Raw genomic sequence first — 9,492 nt, 5'->3', positions numbered from 1 at the left:
CGGGCCGCCCCCACCGCCCAGGCGTGCAGCTCGGCGCCGGGCAGGTGGCCCACCTCTCCCCCATCCGGCAGGACGAGGACGCGCCCGGTCCCCGCCAGGGGCACCACCAGCGCCGCCGCCCGGCCCTCCCGCAGCGCCGCGAGCCACCCGGCGGTCACGGGGTCGGCGGGGTCCACCCGCTCCACCCGCACGTCCACGCTGCCGCCGCAGCCGATGCCCAGGCCCCAGGTGGCGTCCTCCGAGAGGTCGTAGTGGGTGAGGACAGGCTCGCCCGCAGCGATCACGCCCAGCGCGACCTCCACGACCTCGGCCTCCAGGCAGCCGCCGGAAAGCATGCACACCTGTTCGCCGCCCTCCAGCACCAGCATCCGGGTGCCCTCGCGGCGGTAGGCGCTGCCCTGCACGCCCACGACGGTGGCGAGGGCGGCGCCCTGTCCACGGGCCAGTGCGTCGTCGAGCGCCCCCAGCAGGAGACGGGTTTCAGCAGCGTTCACGGTGGCCCCAGTGTGGCCCCTGGGGAGGGCGAGAGACAAGCCCGGCTGACCCCGCCCTCACCCGTCCCACCGGGCGGGGGGGAGAATGGAAGCATGCTCGACAACATCTTCGACACGGTTCGCCGGGGCGCCGAGCGGGTGCAGCGCCGGGGCGAGGAAGTGGCCCAGACGGCGCGGCTGCGCATGGAGGTCTTCGGCCTGACCCGTGAACTCGACACCCTGTATGCCCGCCTGGGCCGCGCCTACCACGCCGGGCAGGGCGCAGAGGTCCTCTCCGGGATTCAGGACGACCTGCGCCGGGTCGACGAGGAGATCAGCGCCCGCGAGCGCCTGATCGCCGAACTCTCGGCGCAGGAGGAAGGCGAGGAGGCGGGCCGGGTGCCCAGCGGGGGAACGCCCACGCCCGACACGGCCAACCCCAGCCCCACGGACGGCGCGGCCGGGTCCGGTCCCGACAACCGCCCCGACTTCACGACCGACCGCGCGGGCCCGGCAGAACCCACCATCCCCGACGCGATGCCCCGGCCGGACGAGCCGCCCCGCCCGACCTGAAGCCAACGCAGAGGCCGCCCACACTTGATCGGTGGGCGGCTTCCTTCCGGGCGGTTACAGGTCCCGCCGACTGAAGCGCCACATCGCCAGCGCCACCGCCAGCGCCGCGTAGACGGCGGCCCACAGCACCATGCCCGGCACGATGGGCTCGGTGCTGAACAGCGGATTGGCCCCGCGCGTGGCCTCGCCGAGCTGCCGCAGCACCTCGGGCTGGAGGTGGTAGGTGGCCCCCAGCCACAGCGAGTTGGTGGGCATCAGTACCGAGGCGGCGCGGCCCAGCGTGAGCAGGGTGGGGCTGTCGGAAAAGGAGCCGATGGCGGTCAGGATGCCGCCCGCGAACCCCGCCCCGTACAGCACGAACACGCCGATGCCGTTGGCGAGGGTGGTAAAGAGGGTGCTGCCCAGCACCGTCAGCGCCGTGAGCAGCGTGATGGCGAGCAGGATCAGCCCCACGGCGGGCAGGGCGTCGGGCGGCACGAAGCCGGTCAGGGCCGCGATCCCGCCCAGCAGCGCCGCGCTGACCAGGGCCACGTAGCCTACGTTCACCACCGTGAAGCCCAGCCAGCGCCCCGCAACCAGCTCGGCGCGGCGGATGGGCCGGGCCAGCACCGACTGCATCACGCCGTTTTCCACGTCGGCGCTGACCGCCCCCACGGTCGAGAGGACCGCCATCAGCGACCCCAGGAAAAAGACGAGGTACATCCCGAACAGCGCGGCGTACATCACCGGGATATTGGCGGCGCCCGTCGTCGAGCGCCCCTCCAGCCCGGCGTCGATGGCCCGCTGGTCGAGGGTCCACTCCAGCCGCCACACCCCGTACAGGTAGAAGCCGACGAAGGCGGCGGTGAGCAGCAGCAGCACCACGACCAGCCGCTTGCGCACCGCCTCGCGCAGCGAGAGTTCCGCGATCAGGAGGGCGTTACGCACGGGCGACCTCCCCGGCGGGCACCTGACCGTCCATCAGGTCGAGGAACATCGTCTCCAGGTCGGGGCGGCGGGGGTTGAGGGTGTACAGCCGCGCCCCGTGCCCGTGAATGGCGTCCGCGAGGGCCGGGAGGGTGTCCTCGCGCTCGACCCACAGCTCCAGCCCCACCCGGCCGGGCACGTTCGCGTCCACATGGCGCACCTCGCCCAGCCGCGCGAGGGCGGAGCGCAGCTCGGAGCTGAGGGTGTCCAGCACGATCTCCACCGGAATCACGCCCCCGGTCAGCTCGCGCAGGCTGCCCTGGCGCAGCACCCGCCCGGCCTTGACAAAGGCGACCCGGTCGCAGACCTGCTCGACCTCCGCGAGCAGGTGCGAGTTCAGGAAGACCGCCACCCCCTCGCCGCGCAGCGCCTCGATAATCTCGCGCACCTCCACCCGCCCGATGGGGTCGAGGGCCGAGGTCGGCTCGTCCAGAAAGACCAGCCGGGGCCGCGCCAGGATCGCCGCCGCCAGCCCGGCCCGCTGCAGCATCCCCTTGGAGTAGCCCCCCAGCGCCTCGCGCCCGCGCCCGGCGAGGCCCACGCGGGCCAGCACCTCCGGCACCCGCGTCCGCACCTCTGCCGCCGCCAGCCCCGCCAGCCGCCCGTGGAAGTTCAGGAACTCCTCGCCGGTCATCCAGGTCTGGAAGCGGAACTGCTCGGGCAGGAAGCCCAGGCGGGCCCGGATGCCGGGGTCGTCGGGCGAGCCGCCCAGCACGCGGACCTCGCCCCCGGTGGGCCGCACCAGGCCCAGCAGCATCTTGACGGTGGTGCTTTTGCCCGCCCCGTTGGGACCGAGAAAGCCGAAGACCTCGCCCTCTTCCACGGTCAGGGTCAGGCCGTCCACGACCGCCCGGCCCCGGTAGACCTTGCGCAGTTCCCGCGTCTCGATGGCGCTCACGGCTCCCAGCATAGGCGCCGTTTCCCGGTCCCCACGTGCGCCAAAAGGTGCAGCGCCCCCCCAGAGGGTGTGACGGGGGTGTGATGGTCTAGACAGACATCCTGAGGCAAACTACTTCACATGAAACTGTTCGCCTCTCCCCTGCCTGCGCTGCTGGACGCCCCCGCACCGTTACGCGCCGCGCTGGAGAGAGCGCCAGATGACCACACGCGGGCGGCAGCACTCCTCGCGCTGGCGCGGCACTACCGCGCCCACACCCTGACAGCGGCGCAGCGGCTCGCGCAGGCCGCGCTGGACACGGCTCTGCCACTGGACGCCCCCGCGCTGGTGGTAGACGCGCTGTCGGTGCTGGCCTCCATCGAGGAAGGCCGGGGCCTGCACGAGCATGCCCTCGACCACCTCGCGCTGGCGCTCGACCTTGCCCGCAGCCACAGCCTGGACGCGCTGCGCTCGCGGGTTCACAACGGGCGGGCGATCGTGCGGCTCACGGCAGGAGACCTCGTCGGGGCGCGGCGCGACCTGCAAGAGGCGCAGGGACTGGCCCGCGCCTCGGGGGACCAGCTGGACCTGGCGAACAGCCACATCAATCTGGCCTTTCTGGAACATGTGGCCGGACGCGCGGCCGAGGCGCTGCACCAGCTCAACTTGCTCGAGGAGCTGATGGGGACCCTGGGGGCAGAGGAACGGCAGATGCTGATGCCGTTCCTTCACGAGAACCGGGCCGCGACCTACCTGGGTCTGGCCCGGCGAGCGCACGCACGCGGCCGACTGGATGCAGGCGCCGAGGCCCGCGACCGGGCCTGGACTGCGGTCGCCGCGACGCGGGCATCGCTGTCCCACTCTCCCTCCCGGATCATCGCCCTGATTCTCGAGGCGCACGCGGCGCGGCTGTGCGTGCTGGAGGGCCGCCTCGATCAGGCCCTGACGCACGCCCAGGCCGCCATGCGCCACCACCACGAGGCGGGGCAGCGCTCCTACCTCGACGCCCTGCTGGCGATGGCCGAGGTGCAGGCCGCACGGGGGCAGCTCGGCGCCGCGCACGCGGACTACCGCGAGGCGCTCGCCATTGCCCACGAGCAGGGCCGACACCGCGACATCCAGAACCTCCTGCGGGCCGTCGCGGAACTGCACGAGCGTGGCGGCGACCTGCCAGCGGCCCTGGCGACCACCCGCGAGGCGCTCGCGGAGGCCGACGCCACCCTGGAGCGGCTGGCCGTCATCGAACAGCGGCACGACGACCTCTTCCGCGAGCTGCGTGAGGCCCGCGCCCAGGCCCAGGACTGGCAGGAAAGCGTCCGCCGCGCCGAGGAACAGGCCCGCCACGACCCGTTGACCGGGCTGCTCAACCGCCGGGGCCTGCACGACCGGCTGCTGACCCTGCCCGAGCACGGCGGTCCGCTGCTCGTCGCGCTGCTGGACATCGACGACTTCAAGGGGGTCAACGACCGCTACTCGCACGCGGTCGGGGACGAGGCGCTGCGGGCGGTCGCCGGGCGACTGCAGGAGGCGGCCTCTCCCGGCAGCCTGCTGGTGCGCTGGGGCGGCGAGGAATTCCTGCTGCTGCACCCCGGCACCCCCCCGGACCGGGCGCTTGAAACGGTCGAACACCTGCGCCGCGCCGTCGCGGAGCACAGCTGGCCGACCCTCCCTGACGGCCTGCGTCTCACGATCAGCGCGGGGTACGCCTTTGCCCCTGGCCCCGCCGAGGCCGACGTNCGCCGCGCCGTCGCGGAGCACAGCTGGCCGACCCTCCCTGACGGCCTGCGTCTCACGATCAGCGCGGGGTACGCCTTTGCCCCTGGCCCCGCCGAGGCCGACGTCCGCGCCGCCACCGAGCAGGCCGACGAGTTCCAGTACCAGGCCAAACGCGCCGGGCGCAACCGGGTGTGTCCGGCGCCGCCTACCCCGGAATAGCGCAGAGGCCCCGGCCTCCCCACTGCCGGGAAGGCCGGAGCCTGGACCCTCCCTCAGCGGTTCAGAATCTCGTCGATGCGCGTGACCACGTCGTCCGTGAGCCGCACGCCCGCCGCCTTCACGGTGTCCTCGATCTGGCCGACCCGGGTGGCCCCGGTGATGACGCTGCTCACGCCGGGCTGGCGCAGAATCCACGCCAGCGCGAGCTGGGCGCGGGTGATGCCGAGGTCGTCGGCGACCGGCTTCAGGTCGCGCACCTTCTGGATGTTCTCGTCGGTCAGGAAGTTCTTGCTCCAGTTCTCGTTGTCGGTGAGGCGGGCGCCCTCGGGACGGCCCTCGTCGTACTTGCCAGTCAGCAGGCCCATCGCCAGCGGGCTCCAGACGACCAGCCCGACCCCCGCCTTCCCGGTGTAGGGCAGGATCTCGCCCTCGACGCGCTCGCGGCGCAGCATGGAGTACTCGGGCTGCTCGGTGACAGGAGCGTGCAGGCCGTGGGCCCTGGCGAACTCGACCGCTTCCGCGATGCGGGCGGCGGGCCACATCGAGGTGCCCCAGTACAGCGCCTTGCCGTCGCGGATCACCTGATCAAAGGCCATCACGATCTCGTCCATCGGCACACTGTCGTCGTAGCGGTGGGCGAAGTAGATGTCGAGGTGATCGGTGCCCAGGCGCTTCAGGGAGCCGTCGATGGAGTGCAGGATGTGCTTGCGCGAGAGCCCCCGGTCGTTCACGTCGTCGCTCATGGGCCAGTAGACCTTGCTGGAAATCACCAGCGTGTGGCGGGGCAGTTCGCGCAGCACGGCACCCATCAGCTCTTCGGAGCGGCCACGGGCATACACGTCGGCCTGATCGAAGAAGTTCACGCCTTCCTCGTAGGCCTTCATCACGATGTCGCGCACCATCTGTTCGTCGTGGACCGAGTGCCCGAAGGTGACCCAGCCGCCCAGCGAGACTTCGGAGACCTTGAGGCCACTTCTGCCGAGGTTGCGGTATTCCATGCCGGGTACTTTACCGAGTAAAGCGGAGGACCGGCCCAGCATGGGGACGCGGTTAAGACTCCTGGCGCTGCCGCCGGGCGTACCACTGCGGCTGCGTCCCGTCCAGATCGGTAAAGCCGTAGAGGTCCGCCAGCTCGCCCACGTCCATGACCCGGCCCGTGTGCCGCCCCACGTCGGGGTCGGTCGCCAGTGCCACCACCCCCCGCGCGGCGTAATGCGGCGTCTCGGTCTGCCCGGCGAGTTCGGCCCCGGTGTGATGCTGGAGCATCAGTTCGGTCCGCATCCAGCCCGGCGCGACCCCGACGACCGCGATGCCCTTCCCCCGCAGCTGGTGGCCCAGCGCGTAGACGAGGCGGTTTTTCGCCGCCTTGCTGACCTCGTAGGGGAGCCAGCCGGGCGGCTCGTCGGTATGCCAGGTCGTGGAGACGATCAAGCCGTGGCCCTGACCTCCCATGACGTGCCGCAGCGAGAGCAGGCTGGTCAGGGAATCGCTGTAGGCTCCCGCCAGCAGCATGTCACGCAACTGCTCCGGCGGTTCGTCCCAGACCTCGCCACCCGCGCCGCCCCCCGCCGCGCGGTCATGGGCGCCCCAGGCATTGTTGACCAGCAGGTCGAGCTGCCCATGCCGCTCTGCGATGTGCCGAACTACCGACTCCACCTGCGCGGGGTCGGTGTGGTCACACTTCAGGGGCGTGGCCTGTCCTCCCGCCGCGCGGATGGCGTCAGCGGTGTCGTCCACGGTGGTCTGCGGCAGGCCCGGCACCGTGCTGTGGCCGCGCGTGCTGCGGGCGGTGACGACCACGTGTGCCCCGGCCGAGGCGAGTTCCAGCGCCGTCGCCCGGCCCAGCCCGCGTGACGCGCCGGTGACGAGGACCACCCGGCCCGCCAGCGGCGGGGTCACCCCTCGCGCCGCGTGCCTTCGGTGCCGCCCGGCCCCTCCTCCAGCGAGATGCTGGCCGACAGCACGACCTGATCGCCGCGCTGCTCGACCTCCACGCTGCTGTTGCCCGCCGGGAAGTAGCGCTTGACCACCTCGAGCAGGTCATTTCTCAGCGCGTCCACCTTGCCGGGCGGAATCTGGGCGCGGTCGTAGGCCAGCACGAGTTCGAGGCGGTCCTTGAGGGTCTCCTTGGAGCGCCGCTTGTTCATCCACGAAAACATCTCAGGCCCCCCCGAACAGGCGCCGCAGCGCCGCCATGAAGCCCCGGTCCTGCTCCAGCTTGGGGTAGGGCACGTCCTCCCCCTTGATGCGCCGGGCGGTGTCCATGAACGCCTGCCCCGCCACCGACTTGCCCAGCACGGCGGGCTCGCCCACGTTGGTGCTGACCAGAATGCCGTCGTCCTCGGGAACGATGCCGATGGGCTTGACCCCCAGGATTTCGAGCACGTCGGCCTCCGAGAGCATGTTGCCGCTCGCGACCATCTTGGGGCGCAGGCGGTTGATCACCAGACGAATCTCGCGAATCTGCTGGGCTTCCAGGAGCCCGATGATGCGGTCGGCGTCGCGCACGCTCGACACCTCGGGGTTCACGACCACCAGCGCACCCTCGGCGGGGGCGGCGGCGGTCTTGAAGCCCGACTCGATTCCGGCGGGCGAGTCGATCAGGACGCGGGTAAAGCCCTCCTCCTCGATCAGTTGCCGCACCACGCCCTTGAAGACCTCGGGGTCGAGCGCGTCCTTGTCGCGGGTCTGGGAGGCGGGCAGCAGGTAGAGCGACTCGACCCGCTTGTCGCGGATCACGGCCTGCGAGAGGCGGCACTTGCCCTCCAGCACGTCCACGAGGTCGAAGACCACGCGGCTTTCCAGGCCCATCACCACGTCGAGGTTGCGCAGACCCACGTCCACGTCGATGACGACGACCTTCTCTCCGAGTTTGGCGAGGGCCGCCCCGATGTTCGCAGTGGTGGTGGTTTTGCCCACGCCCCCCTTGCCCGATGTGACGACGATGACCTTGGCGTTCATGCTGGGGCCGAGTGTATCAACTCTGCCTGTGCGGGCCCGGCCGTGTGACGCCCGCCCTACCTTCCGTCCCGCCCCTGCCTGTACACTTGCGGGTCGAATCTCGCGCCCGGCGTGCCCCACACGCAGCGGCGCCGCGTGGAGGAACCCCGATGACCGTACTTAACCCGCTGCCCCCCGTGGCAGCCCCCCAACTCACGCCGCCCAAGGTGGGCTTTATCTCGCTGGGCTGCCCCAAGGCCCTGGTGGATTCCGAGCGCATCCTGACCCAGCTGCGCGCCGAGGGCTACGAGGTGGCCCCCAGCTATGAGGACGCGCAGGCCGTGATCGTGAACACCTGCGGCTTTATCACGCCCGCCGTGGAGGAAAGCCTCAGCGCCATCGGCGAGGCGCTCGACGCCACCGGCAAGGTGATCGTGACCGGGTGCCTGGGCGAGCGCCCCGAGAAGATTCTGGAGCGCCACCCCAAGGTCGCGGCGATCACCGGGTCCGAGGCCGTGGACGACGTGATGGGCTACGTGCGCGAGTTGCTGCCCGTGGAGACAGACGCCTTTACCGGGTTGCTGCCGGTCGCCGCGCCGGGGATGCGGCCGGACGTGCAGACGCCCGAGCGCCCTGGGCCCGAGCGTGAGCCCACCCGTCACGGCGACGTGTTCGCCCCCTCGGTGAGGCTGACGCCCCGGCACTACGCCTACGTCAAGATCGCGGAGGGCTGCAACCACACCTGCGCCTTTTGCATCATCCCCAAGCTGCGCGGGCGGCAGGTGTCGCGCGACGCGGGCGCCGTGCTGTACGAGGCTTTCCGGCTGATCGCGGGCGGCACGAAGGAACTGATGGTGATCTCGCAGGACACGTCGGCCTACGGGGTGGACGTGCGTTACCGCGAGTCCGAGTTCCAGGGCGGGCAGGTCCGGGCGCACCTCACCGACCTCGCGGTGAAACTGGGCGAGATGGGCGCGTGGGTGCGGATGCACTACGTCTACCCGTACCCGCACGTGGACCGCATCGTGGAGCTGATGGCTGCGGGCAAGATCCTGCCGTACCTCGACATTCCCCTTCAGCACGCCTCGCCCCGGATTCTGCGGCTGATGCGGCGGCCGGGCGCGGGCAAGCAGCTCGACACCATCCGGCGCTGGCGGGAAATCTGCCCCGAGCTGGTGATCCGGTCCACCTTCATCGTGGGCTTTCCCGGCGAGACGGAGGAAGATTTCCAGGAACTGCTGACCTTTCTGGAGGACGCGCGGCTGGACCGGGTGGGGGCCTTCCCGTATTCGGACGTCGAGGAGGCGGACGCGAACGCCCTGCCGAATCCGGTGCCCGAGGCCGTCAAGCAGGAGCGCCTCGCCCGCTTCATGGAGGTCGCGCAACGCATCAGCGCCGAGAAGCTCGCCGAGAAGGTGGGCCGCGTGCTGGACGTGATCGTGGACGAGTTCAACGACGACGAGGACGACGCGCCAGGGACGAAGCTGATCGGCCGGACGAAGGGCGACGCTCCCGGCATCGACGGGCAGGTCTACCTGTACGCGGGCGACTTCGCGGGCGCGGTCAACATCGGGGACATCGTGCAGGCCCGCATCGAGGACAGCGACGAATATGACCTCTACGGCGAGGTCGTGGCACGGCCCGAGTGGCGGCCCAACGTGCCGCAGCTGGGACATTTCCGGGCGCACTGAGGACAGAGAACGGGAGAGGGCGGCGCAGAGAACTTCC

At 71.1% G+C, this 9,492-nt stretch carries 10 protein-coding genes; 3 read left to right on the top strand and 7 right to left on the bottom strand.

Annotated features, from left to right (window positions below):
- Positions 1-494 (bottom strand): XdhC family protein (locus QOL99_RS03930; RefSeq protein ID WP_285521557.1); only part of this gene is annotated, 494 nt, incomplete at its 3' end.
- A gap of 93 nt (positions 495-587) precedes the next feature.
- Here QOL99_RS03930 and QOL99_RS03925 point away from each other — a divergent pair.
- A complete protein-coding gene (locus QOL99_RS03925; protein ID WP_285521556.1) occupies positions 588-1,046 on the top strand; it encodes a hypothetical protein in 459 nt (152 codons plus the stop codon).
- Between the two features lie 54 nt (positions 1,047-1,100).
- Here QOL99_RS03925 and QOL99_RS03920 read toward each other — a convergent pair whose 3' ends face one another.
- Both QOL99_RS03920 and QOL99_RS03915 read right to left on the bottom strand, forming a co-directional pair.
- Positions 1,101-1,973: an ABC transporter permease gene (locus QOL99_RS03920; RefSeq protein ID WP_285521555.1), complete on the bottom strand. Its 873-nt coding sequence runs from the start codon at positions 1,971-1,973 to the stop codon at positions 1,101-1,103.
- Complete coding sequence (locus QOL99_RS03915; RefSeq protein ID WP_285521553.1) at positions 1,966-2,922, bottom strand: ABC transporter ATP-binding protein; 957 nt, start codon at positions 2,920-2,922, stop codon at positions 1,966-1,968. The genes QOL99_RS03920 and QOL99_RS03915 overlap by 8 nt, the downstream gene beginning before the upstream one ends.
- 108 nt (positions 2,923-3,030) lie before the next feature.
- On the opposite strand from QOL99_RS03915, the gene QOL99_RS03910 reads away from it, so the two are divergent.
- On the top strand, positions 3,031-4,824 hold the full coding sequence (locus QOL99_RS03910) for a GGDEF domain-containing protein (protein ID WP_285521551.1): 1,794 nt from the start codon (positions 3,031-3,033) through the stop codon (positions 4,822-4,824).
- Positions 4,825-4,877: 53 nt separating this feature from the next.
- Here QOL99_RS03910 and QOL99_RS03905 read toward each other — a convergent pair whose 3' ends face one another.
- Genes QOL99_RS03905 through minD form a run of 4 tightly spaced genes read right to left on the bottom strand, consistent with a single transcriptional unit; the run spans position 4,878 to position 7,785 of the window.
- Entirely contained in the window at positions 4,878-5,822 is a 945-nt protein-coding gene (locus QOL99_RS03905; protein ID WP_285521548.1) for an aldo/keto reductase family protein, read from the bottom strand.
- A gap of 52 nt (positions 5,823-5,874) precedes the next feature.
- Entirely contained in the window at positions 5,875-6,723 is an 849-nt protein-coding gene (locus QOL99_RS03900) for an SDR family NAD(P)-dependent oxidoreductase (protein ID WP_285521545.1), read from the bottom strand.
- Positions 6,720-6,983: a cell division topological specificity factor MinE gene (gene minE, locus QOL99_RS03895; protein WP_285521543.1), complete on the bottom strand. Its 264-nt coding sequence runs from the start codon at positions 6,981-6,983 to the stop codon at positions 6,720-6,722. Before minE ends, QOL99_RS03900 begins: the two co-directional genes overlap by 4 nt.
- A gap of 1 nt (position 6,984) precedes the next feature.
- The gene (gene minD, locus QOL99_RS03890; RefSeq protein ID WP_285521541.1) at positions 6,985-7,785 is read right to left on the bottom strand and encodes a septum site-determining protein MinD; all 801 of its coding nucleotides are present in this window, start codon (positions 7,783-7,785) and stop codon (positions 6,985-6,987) included.
- Positions 7,786-7,934: 149 nt separating this feature from the next.
- Between minD and rimO the strand changes: the two genes are divergently transcribed.
- Positions 7,935-9,455: a 30S ribosomal protein S12 methylthiotransferase RimO gene (gene rimO / locus QOL99_RS03885; protein WP_285521540.1), complete on the top strand. Its 1,521-nt coding sequence runs from the start codon at positions 7,935-7,937 to the stop codon at positions 9,453-9,455.
- The last annotated feature ends 37 nt before the right edge of the window (positions 9,456-9,492 follow it).

This window comes from Deinococcus rhizophilus (genome assembly GCF_030271215.1).
Classification (GTDB): domain Bacteria; phylum Deinococcota; class Deinococci; order Deinococcales; family Deinococcaceae; genus Deinococcus; species Deinococcus rhizophilus.
The sequence above is the reverse complement of the archived record's forward strand: the minus strand, read 5'-3'. Positions and strand labels throughout refer to the sequence as shown.